Origin of the sequence: Methanosarcina hadiensis (genome assembly GCF_046529725.1) — an archaeon.
GTDB lineage: Archaea > Halobacteriota > Methanosarcinia > Methanosarcinales > Methanosarcinaceae > Methanosarcina > Methanosarcina hadiensis.
Genome location: NZ_CP136241.1, coordinates 700,029 through 717,612, shown reverse-complemented (window position 1 = coordinate 717,612; position 17,584 = coordinate 700,029). Strand labels below are relative to the sequence as shown.

Here is a 17,584-nt window from a genome sequence, read left to right as displayed (position 1 = left end):
ATTGAGAGATCATTTTTTATATTTGTAGAAAGAACTTCTTACTTATGGAAAAAGAAAAGGTTGATGGATATATTGCGGGTTTGATTTTCCTCCTTATTGGGATAATCGTTGTCGTCGTGACAGCCCCAACTTTAAATTTGTCAAATACAGTGTCTTTGGTAGGCCCTATTATGGGTATATTTTTCGGAGTTCTAGGAGCAGGAAGTCTCTTGAAACCTGAAACAATTGGACAGTTAGCTGTGGAATTCGCGAATCGCATGGCAAATAATCAAAACGATGAACTTTCCAAAGGGAAAAAACAGGAAATATATATCTCTCAAAAAATCGGAAAAGTTGAGGGAGATATGATCACTCAGGTCGGGACTAAGGACACCGAAGCTTCCACTGGAAGTAAACTCGTTAAAAGAAAACGAAAATCTTCTTGATAGAGGGAGCATTTTTTGTAAGGTATGTCAATTCTCAACCCATCTCAGCCCTTTTCTAATAAACAACCATGCATTCAGTAATAAAAATCATATGAGGTTTTCTTAAAGCCTGTGCATGTGTTCATGTTGACCCTTTAGATACTTTTAATTCTGTCTTTAATATTATAGGTTGCCCAGCCAGGTCAAAGTCGCCAGATTCAGAGTCTGGTCTTGTAGGAGTTCGTGCGTTCGAATCGCACCTCTCGCACTCTTTTTTTTGGGGATATAGTTATCTCGAATTTTTTGTACGCTAGTGCAAAGATAATGCACAACTGTTAATTTTCAAAAGTTGCTTTAACTAAAAATCACACCATTTCTAAAATAGAGGTTAAATAAAAGAGCCCAGGTTAGGGTCGAAGTCAGAGTCGGAGTCGAAGTCAGGCTGATATCAGGGTGCAAGGTAATGAGTCAAACCCAAACCGAATCCGGTATTTCTGAAATTTTCTTTGCTCCGAAATCTGGCTGAAATTTTTAAACAAAAAAGAGGCAGTTTTAACATTATATAAAAAATTACAATGTTAGGCCCACCTTGGATTAGATGTGGCAGTATTGGCATAGAAGTTTTGTTATCAGTAGAAACATATAGTAAAACGGCAGGCGTAGATGAAGTGGGGAAAATAATTGAAAAGAATTACTATGAATAGACAAGGCTTAACTTGAACATATGAACTGAAAGTGAAAAAACAGAGTAAAAGAAAAGTTGATTATAATTCAAAAACAGTGGGCTCTGAGGAATGATCTTGCAGACCCTGCAGGATAAAACATCCGGACTTTTTATGCTGATCTGATCAGAGATCTTAGATACAAATTCTGGCTTAATCTCAGGCTCACCATAAGGATTTCACACACATCCTTTTATGTTCCATTCTAGAAAATATATTATCTACATGCGATTTAAAATAGCATAAAGATAAAAATAAAAGTATTTTTGTGCACCTATTCCCGCCACTCCCATAGAGAGGAATCCTTCCTTGTGGAAGATTCAATCTAATCTCTTCCAGAGCCATATCTTAGCAACACAGCACCGCACAGCCTAGCACAAAGGCACGTATAAGCCCATATAGGGCACTGATAGAAGAGTGTAAGACCCACCCTACTACATGCACATAAACAGTATAGAGAGCCTTATAATAGAGCCACTATCGAGCCAAAAAGAGCACAAAAGAGAAAAGAGTAGGGGATAGTTAAAAGACCCTTCTAACTATCCATATCAAAGGGTAAAGCCCGATATAGAAGGCTATGTACAGAGGGTACAGGCAGAGCCAATAAAAAACACTGCCCATAAACACGATGAAATACATCATGATCCTGAAGGTATGCGTTTACTACTCCAGGAGAAAGACCAGAGATAGAAGACCTGAGAAGGGACAAAGAAACCCTTTCTATTTTTGCTCATTACTTCAAGATCCTTGAATACAGGCTCTTAAGGACAGCTCCAGCAGGAACGGAGATAATTAAGAAGATATGCAAGAATTGCGGAGAAGAGTTTGATACTGTAAACCCTAAAAAAGAAACATGCTCCGATAAGTGCAGATCAGCTTTTTCTAGAAGAAAAAATAATTGAAAATTTGATTACAACGCCTATCATGATTGAAGAAATTTTTCTCTATACGATTTATGTTCCGCAGTTTCTTTAAAAATTTCTGGATGCTTCTCTTTTAATGGTGTTTCGAGTTCAGGATTCAAGTTTGTTGCCCCATAAAGTGATTTTACTTTCGAAAGTTGGTCAATTGTTAAGTTATGCTTATTGTGAAGCCCAGGGAATAATGGACTATCAGTATCCTCTGCAAAGTCAACCTCTGTAAAATCGGCTCCTTCAAGGTTAGCCCCTTCAAAGTTAGCTTCTTTAATGTTAGCTCCTTCAAAGTTAGCTCCTTTAAGGTCAGAATATGTTAAATCCGCTCTTTCAAGATTAGCTCCTTTCAAGCAAAGATCAGGTACTCTATCAAAATAAACTCCTCTAAGATTGGCTTCACATAGATAAGCTCCCGTAAGGTTAGTTCCTCGAAGGTTAGCTCCCTGAAGATTGGCTCCTTCAAGGTGAGTTTCTGTAAGATTAGCTTCACAAAGAAAAGCTTCTGTAAGGTTGACTCCTTCAAGGTTAGCCCCTTCAAAGTTAGCCTCTTTGATAATAGTATAATCAGTGAAGTCAGTCTCTGTAAAATCGGCTCCTTCAAGGTTAGTTCCTTTAAGGTTAGCTCCTTTAAAGTTAGCTCCTTTAAGATTAGCTCCTGTTAGATCCGCTCTATAAAGATTAGCTCCTGTTAGATCCGCTCCATAAAAATCCACCCCATTGAGGTGAGCTTCTGTAAGGTTAGCTCCTGTAAGGTTAGCTCTCTGAAGATTAGCTCCTCCAAGAAGAGCCCCTGAGAGATTGGCCTTGCAGAGATAAGTGTCTTGCAGATCTAAACAACAGGGCTCTATAAAATCATCGGGTTTATTGCATTTTTTGATAACAGAAAGAATTGCTTGAATATCAAATTGTACTTTACCCAGTTCCTTTACTTTCTGATCTTGAGTGGATGAGTTTTTCCGAATATAAGCAGTAAAATTTTCCATTATTCTCCAGTAATATTCGTCCGATTTATTTGCGATTATTTCAAGGGTAGATATAGCACCCAAACGAATTTCCATTTTCTCGCTACATAACTGGTCAGTAGCCCTACTGAAACTTTCAGTAATCTGTCTTTCCTGTTCAATACTTGTACTTTTCTCAAGAGCAGAAGTTTGGTTATTAGCAGTAAGAGACTGTTTACGAGCGTAGTATATACCAATAGCTCCAATAATGACACCAACGATGCTGATTACATCAGAACCCATGTCTTATATCCTCGAACTCAATAATCTTTATTCTTAATCAATAGTGAAATAAAATAAACATTACCATTTATATGAACAAACAAAGTTAATTTTGAATAGCTTAATTTGATTTGAAGGAGATACATGATGGACATCTATATTTTAGCCAAAATCATGGAGCAAATAGAAGAGGCAACAATTCAAATTGATAAAAAAACAACTACGGGATCAAGACTTGCTTTAATTTTGATAGATAATGCTCTTGAGCTTTCAATATGGGAAAAAATCAATAGTAAATATTCTATTGACAATGAAGATTATGAAGAAATTATAAGTGGAAAATTTAGGGCTCAACTTCTGAAAGATTATGAATATTTTAATAATAAAACTAATTTTTTGGTTTCAGAGGGTATGATAACACAAAAGGAAAAAGATGTTTATGATAAATGCCACTTTTTTAGAAATGAGGTATATCATCAGAACATAATTCGGGAATTAATAATTAATGATTTAGCAAAAATATATTTAAAAGCCTGCTGTAATGTGATACTTAAGTTATTTGATAGTTCTTTTTATATGTTTAATTACACGAAGCCAGTCCCCGAAATACTTACTAAGTATGAAATTATAAACAGTCATGGTATTTTAAAGGATGGTAAGATTGACGAAGCTGTGAATACTTTTTTTAATACTAGGGTGTGCAGTCCTCTCCAATTTAGTCAAACTCTTGCATTGGATATTAATAAAAGAATCGAGAAAGTACGTGATGACATTGATTATATAGAGTCCGCTAGCACAACACCTGGAACCTTTGAAAAAGAGAAACGTAGTCTTGAATCGTTTTCGCGTCGTTCTAACCAGTTGGAACGTAAAAATGACATTTCAAATGCTCTGACAAGATACTACGATATTGATAAGGGTTTAATTTCAATCGAATTTAGTACGAATTTTATATCAGGTATGTTATCTAGAGAGATGGAGTTGAGATATGATCAATATAGGGACGATCGATATCTAGAAATGAATGATTTACAGTAAATAGATAACTGTAAAAATATTCACCCAGTTATCTCCCAGTGAACGGTTTAATTTTTTTGACTCTTACCCATATATGCTTTTCTAAACTCATTCATTCTGATGACTTATGAATATAAGTTAATTGGTCGATTACCGAGGGAAAATGAAAAGCCATTCAAAAAATACACATAGGAAGTATAGAAACCGATAGCTTGAGACACGATTTAACCGTATTTGTTTTCGTTCTGACTTCCTTAAAAGCTTAAAAGAAGTGAGGCGAAAATCAGCCTTTTATTCAGGCTTAACTAAAATAAGAATGTGCATTCTTTTGATATGCATGACCTTTCTTTTTATCGAATCCTGCCAGACCGGGACATTTCCATTATCCAGAAAGGGCAGTTTTTCACCCTATCCGGGAAAGTTCACTATTGTGATTATCCAAAAATCAACTACTCTTTAACAGTCTAACAGCCTAAAGAGAAGACCATGCAGGCAGGAAGGGAAAAAAGACCAAAAAGAACAGAATAGAGATTTTAAAAGAGTGAGCCACAAAGGGCAGGCTTAAGAACCCTTTCTTTCGAAAGTTAGTAGCCGTACTTAAGCCTTTCATATATATGTTTCAAGGGAATAACTATCCTGTAGGTGTAAGCAGGATAACTATCCTGTAGGTGTAAGCAGGATAATTCTTCATCTTTCCAATTAGTAATATAAAGTATAAAATATTAAAAACAAACGATAAAACCATTTCAGATGATATAGATAGATTTTGATAGATATATCATATATACATATGGTATATCAGCAATTCTATACCATCTTTAGACCTTTTGCAAGGAAAATCAGTTGAACAATTCTAAGGCGATTTAAGACGCTTTCTTATGCCGGGGGCCTTGTAACCAGTCCACCCCGGATATGATATCCCCACAGTGAGCCTGAGCTTCAGCCTGTCCTCAAGATATTCAAGCAAATCTGATGGAATGAGCAAAGCACCGCACAGCCTGTAGGAGGGACAGTAATTACAGGTCTTCATGCAGAACATAAGCTGTAGATATCCCGAAGTGCCAGGTACGCAATAAAGACAAAATTCAGCAGTACCGATAAGAGAAAAGCAGAGCGGGAACAGCTTTTTTATGCTTTTTTGGACTCTTTAAGCTTAGATAGCAATGGGGAAATATTAAAAACGCTATCAGGCAATTTTTAGAAAGGTTAGTAAATAAAAGCTCAAAAGCTATGTATCAGGTTAAACGAAATGCTTTTTAGGTTCTGTTAAGGAAAAGAAGTACTCTAAGACCTACGATTAAATAGAATACATTGTGTATGACGAAAGGGAGAATAATAAGGAGACTGTTAACGGTTTTTACCCCTGCCAAGCTAAAAAGCACAGCAGGAGCAGTTTTTGTTTTAACCCTGTCATATCGCCGACATAGCAGGGTTCTGAACGTGTCGGTTACTATTGTTTTTTAATTACACTTAATTCTGATGGGAAAACAGAATTAGGAATAACAAAAAGTAATTCAACATCAAAATACAAAAATTGAATTATTCATTAGGTCAGGACATGTATATTATGAGAATTCTATTTTTTAATGTCCAACTGTCTAAAAGAATGTAAAACAAACTTTACATTTTGTTAGATATAATTAACATTGCTATACATGCACAGAGTATTAAATTCTTCTAAAAGAGCATATACTTTTTATGTCTTAAACGTTTAATTAGTTTGATGACTGAAGACAGAACTCCAGTAATGAAAAAATGTTTACATTGTGGTCACTCCTGGCCGCAGAGGTTCGCAAACAGAACGCCGAAGACCTGCCCGAACTGCCATAATTACAACTATGACCAGCCCCGGAAGAAAGCACCACATATAAGACCAAACAGAAGAATTAAAAAAAGTCAAGAAGTAAAGATTATTACTAAAAGTAATATTTCATAACGAAGATATAACTGAGAGTAACGAAAGAAAAAGAAAAGAAAACAAAGGCAGAAGACAGTTTTATAGTTTGGCGACCCTAAAACTGCTTCCTGCGGACTGACTCAATAGTAAGAGTAAGTTAAAAACCATCTCACAATGGAATATTCATTACTTTTTTCTATTTAGTCTTTTCGCTTGATGGTGAAAAGTTTCCCGCCTTTGTTTTCGGGAAAAATGATGAAGATGAAAAGATTAAGTGAAAGAAACCCAACACAGAAACCTATAGAAGCCTGTCCTCGGAAGAGTCCGGACAGAAGGACTGTTTCAGCTTGGGAAATATACGAGATGTTCCAACAGGGACATATAGAAGTTTTTAAAACCACAAGGGCAGGAGCTACAACTTCCTTAAACGCAGAATCGGGGAACAGAGATGAAAAGTTTACTTGTATAGTTCCCACAAATAAGATAGCAGATGAAACTATTGTTAGGGACTCTATAAAGTTCTGTGAGAAGCGGGGACTCGATGTTATACATGTAAAGTCTAACATGAACTGTATTAAAAATCAGGAACTATGCGAAGAATTTCCAGACCTTAAGGAACTTCAATTCCTGCCACTTGCGGATAAGTGCGAGGACTGCGAGCACTATGATTACTGTCCTATCACAGCCCCACTAAGAAGACCTAACGCTAACGGATTTGTATTGACTTATGCGAAGGTTGCCGCCTTACAGCTTGCAGTTATGTTCAGGGAAGGGACAACGGCAGAGAAGATATTAAACAGCATAGCAGGAAGCCGAAATATTATTCTCGATGAAGTCCACGAACTCCAATACGGAAGACAACAGGAATACATAGTTTATGACAGCAAAAACGGATACAGGACAGACTTTAATAAGTATAACTCCGCCTGTCAGGACTTCGAATATATTAAGAATGTCATAGATCAAATGAAAGCAATAGCAGAGGACGACACTTTTAAGATAAAAGTTCATGAAGTCCTCGGAGGCGCGGAGAGTCCGAAATACTGGAATCACCGCCTTAGCCTTGATTATCAGAATCCAGCTTTCACAGGACAGGAGAGAGACGCAAGAGGAAAGGAAACAGCAGGCTTTATTAAAGAACTGATCGAGCTTACGAAGCACAGAGAGGACTATAATCTAAGTATGGAGGAAGTTAAAGCCCTTCTCCAATTTAACGCAATCGGGAAAAGCTTTAAGCTGTCTATCAATGCTATCAAGGATAGAGGGATTATTCAGATAAAAGTATCCGCTCTCGATTTCTTGTATGTGGACACTATAAGAAAATTTACTACGAGTATGCAGGGAGAAGGCAGGCGAATAATATTAACTACTGCCACTTTTTGCAGTAAGGACTATTCAGATTTTTTTATGGGGAAAGTCTCGCCTCTTAGAATCACATTCGGGAGGCAAGGAGACCCAACAAGCAATAATGAGAAAATGCTGATTCTTGCAGATAATAAGAAGTATAACGCTATCGGGGACAGGTCACGCTATAAGATGCGCCCTGAAATTATCAGCAGATGTATAGATATTCTGGAATCCTACGAAGGCGAGGAAGTCCTTATAATTGCACTTAGCAAGGAGGAAGCCCGGAGTATAGAGAGGGGACTTAAGCAGGCAGGAAGACCCCACCCTGTAATTTATTATAAAGGCTCGGAAACTATAGGAGTAACCTCTAAGGCTCGAATAATGATAGCTATAGGGATAGCTAATAAGCCTTTAAATTCCTTTGATCCAATAACGGAAACAGTGGAGGACTCGAAAAAGCTTCTATATGAGTCTATACACTGCGATACTTGGCAGGCTTGGAGCAGAGTAAAAGACCCGGACGGAAAAGAGAACTCCTTAGTGTTTGCCCTTGGATGCTGTATAGATGATGTTAGAGCCTGCGTTAAATGGGGATTCAATAGGAAGATAACCGGAATAGAGGAACACCGGAACGGATGCAGGAACAGGTTAACCATAGAGTATGAAGGTTCGGGAATAACAGAACCCAAAGTTATCCACTGTAAAGATTTTGAAGATATGAAACAGCAGGGTTTAAGCTTCAAACAGTCTAAAAAACAGAGTGGTTTTCAGGGTAAACCGTCTATACAGAATATAATAGACGGTTCATGTCAAAAACACCCCGTATTTTTAGACAGTCCTTTAGGCCTTCTCAAACTTCAGGCTTTCAGGAAGGACGCATACGGAGTTCAGCAGAAGGATGGTTCTTACTTAGCGGAAACTAAATTCCCGTTAACCGAGAGGGATTTAGAGGCTCATATAAGCGGAAGCAAGACAATAGGAGCTTATCAGTTAGGTCAGGATTCCATGATCCGGTGGTTTGCCTTCGATGTGGACTCCCATGCTCCCAGACCTAAAAAGGACAAGTCCACCGGGAAACTTATTCCGGTAATAGAAACCCCGGAGGAAGTCGAAAAGCGGGACAGGATAGCGGAGGAAAATAAGGAGAGGCTCTTTAATGCTCTTACTGCTTTAGGGATTCCTTTTATCTTTGAGGCTTCCGGGAGTCCTCACTCCTACCACTTTATAGTATTCCTTTCGGTTCCTGTTCCTGCTAAGGTTGCCGTATACCTCGGAGAAGAGATAAAAAAGATAGCGGGATTAGTGGGAGATATTGAACTATTCCCGAAGCAGAAGACCTTAAACCAAAATAAGAAATACGGGAACCTGCTTAAGTGCCTTTTTGCAGTCCACAGAAAAACAGGGATAAAGTCTAAAATATGGATCAATGGAGAGTTTCAGGAAAGCTTTTCAGGTCTTGAAATTCAAACTATTGATATTTCAGCCTTCACTCTGCTTTCAGACATACATCAAATAGAAGTCAAGGAGAAGGCACAGAAGGCAAAAAGGAAGTTTAAGGAAGCTTATCCAGACTATAAACCAGTTAAGGAAGGCTTTATAAGACCCTGCTTTATTTCCGCGCAAAAATTACAAATGAATCATGGGGACGGCAACCAATTCAGGATAGCTGTCGCAGGTGAGCTTTATAGAGCCGGTTATCCGTTAGATGTTGCAGTACAGTATTTTAAGTATCAGTCGGACTTTAACGAAGAGGAAACGCGGTATAGGCTTTCCTTAGTGTATGATCAGAAATACCACAGAACAGAGCAGGAGAAGTTAAAGACCTTATGTACAAGGTTCGTTAACTGCGACAACTGCGGATATGACGGAGTTTGTGACTTTATCGGAAGATCTTAAGGGAATCTCCTTCCCTTCCTTGAGGACATCGAGTTCCAGCACTGGAAACCCTCATCGAAGATTAAGCCTTACTTTTATATACCTTAAGTTTCCCTTGGCAGGCTTACTGCCAGCAGACCTGCCAGGAGCACTCTTCCAGCCCTTACCCTGTAGGCCTTGCGGACTGAGTGAACGGAGTGAACGGGTGTCTGACCATACAGATTGATACCTAACGATCAATAGGCTTGGTTGTTAAAAATTAGTTTTACCTCCAAATTCTAATCATTGTATCAAAAAATGCAAAGTTACATAAATATTTAGTAACCTTTTGTTTGATATTATAGAGGTAGAAGAATGAAATTACTGGGAAAATCAAAAATCATGAGACATAAGGTTAAACCAGAGATTACATATCCTTTATTAAGGCTCCCACAATCTGAAATAAACCTTGCTGGAGAAACTGCCCACATCTTCAAAACCGAATATAACGGTAAACCTGTTTACCTAATTGCCCTTGAAGAAGAGCTTAACTGTGAACTTAAGGTTACACAACCAGAAGTAAAATCAGACCTAGAAGCGAGAATTGAAGCATTAGAAAAGAAGTTCTATACGCACTTAGAATCCGAAAACAAGGAAGAAACAGAGAGTGGGCCCGCTGAGATTCGAACTCAGGATCCCCGCCGTGTAAAGGCGATGTCATGACCGACTAGACCACGAGCCCAGTTTGCTATTAACAGCATTTCTGATTATTTACAACCTGCTGCTTGAAATGCAAATCCAACATGTCACTAGTTATATATATGTCTTTTGTTCGGAGCTAACTCTATAAAATCCCCGGGAATTAGAAATCATTATATACCCGGTAATTCTTGCTTATTTTTTGAATAAAAGGTATACCGGAAATGAGACAGAAGTAGAAAATAAAAATAGTGCTATTGCAGTGTGAAAAGCTCTACCATTGCAGACAAAATCTCAACCGTTTTTAAAAAGGATTTATACAAGCAAAATATATTTATATTAGATTAGCATGATGTATACATGTGAGCGGGTCTCTCTTTTGTAAGATAACCCCAACCCCCCAACACCCCAATTCATACTCCCCAACCCGCTCATATAACTCTTATACTATTTACTGTAACATTTTTATCTAATAATTCGATTGCGGTCAGCTTTTTATTCTTAAGCCAGTTTTGCATTTACTTGAAATGCATAGAGTGATATCAGGTAGTACTCAATTTAATAGAAAATGTGATACTGAGATAAAACAGAATAATAAAATGGTATCAATATTGCCAGCAAATTCTTTTAAGGCATAGGGGTAAAAAGATTAATTTTCAGTACTATTATTTCTTATTTAAGTTCCATGCAGTATGAACAGTACGTTACTTCTCTTTATCGACTTCGAAACTTTCAGGAAACGCAATCACAAAAAACTTTTTTAGAAAAAACTTAAACTATTTAACAGGAATTATAATTTAGCAGGTATATAATAGAAAGCTATTTATAGGATGCAATAATTACACATGCTAAGTGAGCGGGTCTCTTTTCCATAGTATAACCCCAAACCCATATCCCCCAACTATTCCCCCCAACTATTCCCCAAACTCCCCAAGCCCGCTCACAACTTTTCTAATGACCTGTTTCTTAACATTGTTTGAAATTATTCAGTTTTATCTCACCAGTTCTTAACATTAATTAATTTTTTCTCAACTAATTACCAAGATCCTAAATGATTACCAAGTAAATGATTACCAGGTAAATGACCACTAAAGCCTTTTCTCCACCTGATATCTCTTCTCAACAACATCCCGATTACACTTATCTAACAAAAGGTCAGCAAATACGCCTGACAAGTAAAACGGCATAAACATATACTAAATATATTAAAAAAGTATTTATAACTGTAGTTATTATATTAATAATATGTGAGCGGACTCCAGTCCAAACTTCCCAAACACACCAGCAAATTCTTCTTTCATTAAAGTCAACCCCGTTGTTCCGCTCACATAAAAAATTCGGGTTCTTTTACACGGGGCAGGCATTATATAAAAACCTTACAATTTATCTCCAGAATAATAACTTAAAAAAAGGAAAGAATCTCCGGATTGATGATCCAGATAAGAGAAACAGGTGACTGAAACAGGTGACCATGTTCCGGAAAAATTAAAAATCGAAAAGTGTTTTCTGGTTTTTAGGCTCGGCTTTTTTCAAAGTTTCTCCCGTGTTATCTTCTATACCCGGGGCATGTAAACCTTTATTATTGTCATTAAATATTTCCTTTTTCAAAGGCTCACTGCTGCCCATATCCTCCTTGCTTGGAAGTACATGAGAAACTTTTTTTCCTGAAGGTTCCGGAAGAGATTTCTTTTCGAATACGGGATCCGGAAGGGAGAAGGAGTTATTTTTTATATGTTTCTTACTTTCAGGCATTCTCTTTCCTGAAGTCTCTTTTCTCTCAGGAAGCCCCTTCGGTGCGTCAAACCCCAGATCAAGTGTTTTCTGCTTCTTCTCCAGAGGCTGGGAACCAGATGCTCCGGTCTTTCCGGGAAGATCTTCAGGTTCCTTCTCAGGAACAATAACAGGGCAGTGAAGGGTCGTCTGCTTATCATCTGCTGCAGGCTCGGGAGCCTTGAAGAAATCCGGTTCTTCAGCCTTCTCCTTTTTTGTATCCAGAAGTTTCTGTGCTTCATCGTAAATTTTCTGAAGTTTTTTGCTCGCTTTTGTACTTCCTGAGAGGTACATCAATTCCTCAAGTTCCAGCTCCAGGTTTGCAGTAACTTCAATAGCAGATGCCTCATCCTTCAACATCAATGCGTAGAAACCTAAAAGGTTATTCCTTGAATAGTGCATTGATTCAAAGCTGTGTTCTCCGATCTTTGAAGCAATATTGTCCCGCATGTCCCTTCTGGAACGCGTCTGCCCGAGCCTTCTCCATAATGAGGGCTGCTGATACTTAATAAAACCGGGATATGGTCTGGTCTTGGAAAGAGCGGCACCGCATACCATAAGCATGCTGGCGTACCTCCACATCCTGTAGTTCTGGCGCTTTTTTACGCGCCCGAGATAAAGATCAGCTTTTGAAAGATAGTTAAAACCGGTTCTAATATCTTCCAGGCCTCCATCCTTCCGGGCATACTGGATCGGCAGGTTCTCGTCTATCCAGTGCACAAGATCCTCAGGACTCTCGTCAAGCCCATATGTGGACTCAAGAGCTCTTTTGCAGTCAGTACTTTTAAAAATTTTCTGCATCGCCTTAAAGATATTCTCTTTTACATCCCTGCCTGCAGTGCTGATATCTTCAACATCCAGGGCTTTCTTTCCGTTAGCAGCAGCCTGGAGGTCATTCATTGCGCTCCTGAAATCCCCGCCTGCATTTTCTGCGATCTGCAGGATAGCTTCCTGGCTGCAGGAAATCCCCTCAGCCTCGCATACTTTCTTCAAAGCGGGAACCATAGAACGGCTCTGCACCGACCCAAACTTTATTTCCAGGCAAATATTCCGGACCGTCGGAGTTAACCCGTAGATATCATTTGCAATTAGAATTATCGGCTGAAGTGTGGCTTTTATGATCCCGGCAATAGCCCTCATCCCACCCCTATCTGCAGTCCCGTGTAGATTATCAGCTTCATCAAGGATAATAAGCCGCTTGCCCCCAAAAAAAGTATTCATTGACGCCGCAGATCCGGCAACCTTTTCAATAACGCCTGCAGTCCTCTGGTCGCTTGCATTGAGCTCAATAACCTCCCAGTCCATGTCCCTGGCCAGCGCGTGAGCACTTGACGTCTTCCCTATACCTGCAGGCCCATAAAGAACCACAGCTCTCTTCTCAGGAATTCCGGACTGCCATTCCTCAGCCCATGCCCTCAAATCCTGCACTGCCTTCCTGTTCCCCACGACATCTCCAAGCGTCCGGGGTCGGTATTTTTCAGCCCATTCAATTGCCGATATCATCTTAAACCATACCAATAAAAAAGGAACTCATTATTAACTTTATATGTTTTAATTTTTTTAATATGTTTGCTGCACTTAGTTTTGCAACTTCCCGACCTTTTTTGGATAAAATCACAACTTATAATTCAGCCCTCCAACTTAAACAATGTTAACAATCCATAAATTATCCTCTTGAGCTTAGACTCTGAAATCTCCAAATTAGTCCTCTTGAGCGAGCGGAGTGAGCGAAAAGGACGCCGTCCTCCCGAGACGGGACTCGGGAGGGGCAAAATTAATTAATGTGTTTGTTTGTCTTTCTTTGAACTACTTCAAATCTTAAATGAAAGTCTGGATGCATATGGAAAAGAACGGCATGTATGCCCTCCTTGAGGCTATCGAAGCCCGAGCAAGGGCTAACAGAGCAAGAGTGGCTATGGGAATAAGAGAGCCAAATCCCAAAACTCTTGAAAGTGCATGGAAAGCTCAGGAACTGGGATATGCGCAGGTAGTCCTTGTAGGAAGTAAAAAAGAGATAGATAAAATAGGGACAGAACTTGAGGTTATAGATACTGAGGACCCCGAAAAAACCCTTTCAGAACTCCTCGTTTTAAAAAAAGTGGATGCAGTTATAAGAGGCACTGCAAAGGCATCCGGCACTCTTTCAAGCCTGAAAGAAGCCCTTGGCATGAAAAGGATATGCAGGCTTGCCCTTCTCCTGACAGCAGATGGGATACCTTTTTTCCTGGCCCCCGTAGGAATAGACGAAGGAAATACGATTTTGGATAAGCTTCGCATGATCACCCTTGGCGCAGAGCATATAAGGAGACTGGGAGTAGAGCCTGCCGTAGGGATACTTTCCGGAGGCAGGATGGGAGATATAGGAAGAGATAAGCGTGTGGACAGGACCCTGGCAGATGGGGAATTCATAGCAGGACGGGCTCAGGAACTCGGGATTAATGCCAGACATTACACTATCCTTATTGAAGACGCCATAAAAGAATCAAACTTTATTGTTGCTCCTGACGGGATCTCAGGAAACCTTATTTTCAGGACTATTGCATTCCTTGGAGGAGGAGACGGGCTCGGAGCGCCTGTACTTATGGACGATTATGTGTTTGTGGACACTTCAAGGGTAGGCGGGCATTTCACGAAAGCCATCATGCTTGCAAGTGCACTATCCCACCTTAACAAGGAAAGAAAAAAGGTGATTCACTGAAGCTCATCGCAGAAAACTGGCCTCCTGTAAAAGGAGATTATGTTACGGGAAAAAAAGATTCAAGAATTGCAGTAGTAACCCTTGCAAGTCACCTCGATTCCCATCCTGAGGCTGCCATCTGGGGAAGCTCTAAAACCGAAAACCTGGGTGTTGAAAAGATAATAGTAAATGTCATTTCGAACTCCAATATCCGGTACGTGTTGGTCTGCGGGACCGAATCAAGAGGTCATCTGGCAGGACACTCCCTTCTTGCAATCCATGAAAACGGAGTCGATGAACAGGGCAGGATCAAAGGTTCACAGGGTGCAATCCCGTTTATAGAAAATATCTCAGGAACTGCGGTCGAGCGCTTTCAGCAGCAGGTTAGACTCATTAACAGAATTGGGTTGAATGATCCGGAAGAGATACGGAAGCTTGTTAGAAACTATATGAATAAAGGAGATGCATATCCTGAGGAGCCCTTGGTGGCCTGTGCTCCGAAAAAAAGACAGCCTTCTTTTGCAGCCCCGGCTTCAGGGGATGTTATAATTTCGGAAGAATTCGTAATGGATTCAAATGCAGGAGTTATATGTCCGGCAGAAAACCTCTGATTAAGAAAAAGGTCTGGAAAAATCCGAATGAATTTTCAGCTTTAAAGTGTAGATTTCGAGGGTGTAAAGATGTTTAAGTTCCAGAGAGAACAGGAAATTGCCAATATTGCAGGAGTGAAAGTAGGTGGACAACCTGGAGAATTGCCTACCGTACTTGCAGGGACTATTTTTTACAATAAACAGGAGATTGTCGAGGATGCCGCAAAAGGTCTTTTTGACAGGACTGCTGCCGAAAAGCTCATAAACCTGCAGGAATCGGGTTCGGATACTACCGGAAATCCCCATATGGTCCATATCTTTGGCACAACCGTCGAGAGTATTACACGCTATATTGATTTTATTGCAGAGATTTCGGATTCTCCTTTTCTTATAGATTCCCCCGAAGGGGCTGTCCGTTCCCATGCAGCCGGATATGTGAGCGAAATAGGGCTTGCGGACAGGGCAGTTTATAACTCAATCAATATGAGCATAAACGCATCCGAAATAGAAGCCCTTGAGCAGTCCGATGTTGACAGTTCAATTATTCTGGGCTTCAATGCGATGGACTCTTCTCTGCATGGAAGGATGGAAATGCTCGAGACCGGAGCAGGCCTGTTAGAAAAAGGGCTCCTCTCAATTGCGGATAGATGCGGGATAATAAACAAACTTATTGACCCCAGCATCACCCCTATGGGAAACGGAGCCGGAATAGCCCTCAGAATGACGATTACTGCAAAAGCAAAATGGGGCCACCCTACTGGCTCCGGAATCCACAATGCTCCTTCAGCCTGGAACTGGCTGAACCAGCAGAAAGAAAAAAATCCCGTCCTGTACAAAATCTGCGACATAGGTTCCACCTGCCTCCAGCAGGCTGCAGCCGGAGATTTTATCCTTTACGGACCCATAGAATACGCAGAGTATATCTTTCCAATGGCTGCAATGAGCGATATAATGATTGCCGAAGCCGTTGCTGACCTTGATATAGAGCCCGCAAACAGGCACCCGATTAATCTGATGGTTTAAATAAATCTACGTGAAGGCGATCTATATCTGACCACCTGTTTGATACGCTAAAATAAGCAGTCTGACCTGTCTTTTTAGGAAAGGATTCTCTTTGCCGAAAACTCATTTAATCCGCAGATAAACGAAAATCTTATCCTGATATGCCCGTAGCCCTGCTCAAATTCTCATTTTTATCTTGCCAATCTTTCCTGCCTTTCTTTCCTGCCTTTCTGGCTTTTTAGGCTCTCTTTTTCTTACAATTGTTTTCAGTAGCTTGCATATAATTAACCAAACATTAGTCCTCTTGAGCGAAGCGAAAAGGACCTCGTGCTGTTGCACTTACAGTGCAACTCCCATGAAATCTCTGATTTCATGCGATCCCGAAGCGAAATTCGGGGAGCGAAACTCGGGAAGGACAGCGTATGTTGCGATAGAATCTCAACTCCTCGAAATCTATGGTTTTTCTGTGATCCCGAGTTAGACTCGAGCTGTAGAGAAGCAACTCTGCTTGCCCAACACCTTTTAAAAACTTTGCATCAAAAGGTATTTACTTCTCAGAATAAAATTCAATATATAAATTCCTTAAAATGGAGAAATATAAGGTGATTAAGATGGAGGAGTGGGGTAATGGCTATTATCAAAAATAAGACAAATTATACAATTCGGTTTGTAGCTTACCGTGCTGACGGGAGTGAAATGCATCAGAAAGCTACAAAAATTCCGCCAGATAAGAGCAGATACATAAGCAGTACTTATACAGGAGGTATTGACTGGTTTATCATTACAGCTTTTCTTCCGGAGAGCAGCGTTCAGGACCATGTGGATCTGGACATTCTGCCGGCTATAAGGGATGGAGATGATGCTCTTGCATTTGCCAAAGTAGGAGTTGAAGAAAAGTTTGTGTTTGTAGAGGATGCCGATAAAAAAGAATTTCGTTTTTACCGCGATGATAAAGAGCCTGAAGGAGAAATTCACGGCTGGTAAGCTAATATAAGTAAGAAATGTATTCAGCATCATTATAATTATTTTTCAGAATCCCATTATTTTTGACACATTTAACTTTGATACTTTAATTTTATAGCCTGTTTTTTACGGATTTATTTAAAAACCCCGGTATCCTTTGAGCCGGATGAAGAGATTTCCTTTCCACCTGCACACTTGATGCACATGCCTTTTCTATGATCCATACACTGGCTGCATACGAGCCTTCCACATAAATGGCATGTATGAAGTTTGGCCGGGCGGCCACAAATCGAACATAAGCCCTCTGCTTCCATAACCTACCCCCTGAAATTTCCTGGCAAATCTCAATAACGAATGGCTTTACACGAGTGATTTTGTATAAGATAACAAAAGATTAGTGCTCAGGCACTATAAATGTTTCCGGAAAATAAATGGACGCTTCAAAAAGGAATCTTTTCGAGCATACCTGAAGAATGGAAGAGAAAAACAGGGATCTGAAAAAATC

General features: G+C 39.7%; 11 protein-coding genes and 1 tRNA gene. 8 read left to right on the top strand and 4 right to left on the bottom strand.

The features are described 5' to 3' along the window. The first annotated feature begins 44 nt into the window (after positions 1 to 44). Complete coding sequence (locus RSJ42_RS03150; RefSeq protein WP_410509262.1) at positions 45 to 425, top strand: hypothetical protein; 381 nt, start codon at positions 45 to 47, stop codon at positions 423 to 425. Positions 426 to 2,048: 1,623 nt separating this feature from the next. Here the strand turns inward: RSJ42_RS03150 and RSJ42_RS03145 are convergent. Continuing rightward, positions 2,049 to 3,284 carry a pentapeptide repeat-containing protein gene (locus tag RSJ42_RS03145; RefSeq protein WP_410509261.1) on the bottom strand — a complete coding sequence of 412 codons (1,236 nt, stop codon included), beginning with the start codon at positions 3,282 to 3,284 and terminating at the stop codon, positions 2,049 to 2,051. 153 nt (positions 3,285 to 3,437) lie between these two features. Between RSJ42_RS03145 and RSJ42_RS03140 the strand changes: the two genes are divergently transcribed. The 3 genes from RSJ42_RS03140 to RSJ42_RS03130 all read left to right on the top strand — a co-directional run bounded on the left by RSJ42_RS03140 (position 3,438) and on the right by RSJ42_RS03130 (position 9,420). Next, positions 3,438 to 4,301, top strand: a complete 864-nt coding sequence (locus RSJ42_RS03140; RefSeq protein ID WP_410509260.1) for a hypothetical protein — start codon at positions 3,438 to 3,440, stop codon at positions 4,299 to 4,301. 1,702 nt (positions 4,302 to 6,003) lie between these two features. Further along, positions 6,004 to 6,216, top strand: coding sequence for a hypothetical protein (locus tag RSJ42_RS03135; RefSeq protein ID WP_410509259.1), 213 nt, complete (start codon positions 6,004 to 6,006; stop codon positions 6,214 to 6,216). Positions 6,217 to 6,438: 222 nt separating this feature from the next. After that, positions 6,439 to 9,420 (top strand): TOTE conflict system archaeo-eukaryotic primase domain-containing protein, encoded by a 2,982-nt coding sequence (locus tag RSJ42_RS03130; protein WP_410509258.1) that lies wholly within the window; start codon positions 6,439 to 6,441, stop codon positions 9,418 to 9,420. A 626-nt stretch (positions 9,421 to 10,046) separates the two neighbouring features. Here the strand turns inward: RSJ42_RS03130 and RSJ42_RS03125 are convergent. Beyond that, positions 10,047 to 10,120, bottom strand: a tRNA-Val gene (locus RSJ42_RS03125). 1,442 nt (positions 10,121 to 11,562) lie between these two features. Continuing rightward, positions 11,563 to 13,350 carry a replication factor C large subunit gene (locus tag RSJ42_RS03120; protein WP_410510304.1) on the bottom strand — a complete coding sequence of 596 codons (1,788 nt, stop codon included), beginning with the start codon at positions 13,348 to 13,350 and terminating at the stop codon, positions 11,563 to 11,565. Between the two features lie 337 nt (positions 13,351 to 13,687). Here RSJ42_RS03120 and mtxX point away from each other — a divergent pair, with 337 nt between their 5' ends. The 4 genes from mtxX (at position 13,688) to RSJ42_RS03100 (ending at position 17,100) form a co-directional block, all read left to right on the top strand. Beyond that, on the top strand, positions 13,688 to 14,545 hold the full coding sequence (gene mtxX, locus RSJ42_RS03115) for a methanogenesis marker protein Mmp4/MtxX (RefSeq protein WP_410510303.1): 858 nt from the start codon (positions 13,688 to 13,690) through the stop codon (positions 14,543 to 14,545). Continuing rightward, positions 14,542 to 15,135, top strand: coding sequence for a tetrahydromethanopterin S-methyltransferase subunit A (locus RSJ42_RS03110; RefSeq protein ID WP_410510302.1), 594 nt, complete (start codon positions 14,542 to 14,544; stop codon positions 15,133 to 15,135). Before mtxX ends, RSJ42_RS03110 begins: the two co-directional genes overlap by 4 nt. Positions 15,136 to 15,204: 69 nt before the next feature. Next, on the top strand, positions 15,205 to 16,137 hold the full coding sequence (gene mtrH, locus RSJ42_RS03105; protein WP_410509257.1) for a tetrahydromethanopterin S-methyltransferase subunit H: 933 nt from the start codon (positions 15,205 to 15,207) through the stop codon (positions 16,135 to 16,137). A gap of 606 nt (positions 16,138 to 16,743) precedes the next feature. Further along, positions 16,744 to 17,100, top strand: a complete 357-nt coding sequence (locus RSJ42_RS03100; protein WP_410509256.1) for a hypothetical protein — start codon at positions 16,744 to 16,746, stop codon at positions 17,098 to 17,100. Positions 17,101 to 17,213: 113 nt separating this feature from the next. On the opposite strand, the gene RSJ42_RS03095 is transcribed toward RSJ42_RS03100, so the two are convergent. Beyond that, positions 17,214 to 17,393 carry a hypothetical protein gene (locus RSJ42_RS03095; protein ID WP_410509255.1) on the bottom strand — a complete coding sequence of 60 codons (180 nt, stop codon included), beginning with the start codon at positions 17,391 to 17,393 and terminating at the stop codon, positions 17,214 to 17,216. Positions 17,394 to 17,584: the final 191 nt, after the last annotated feature.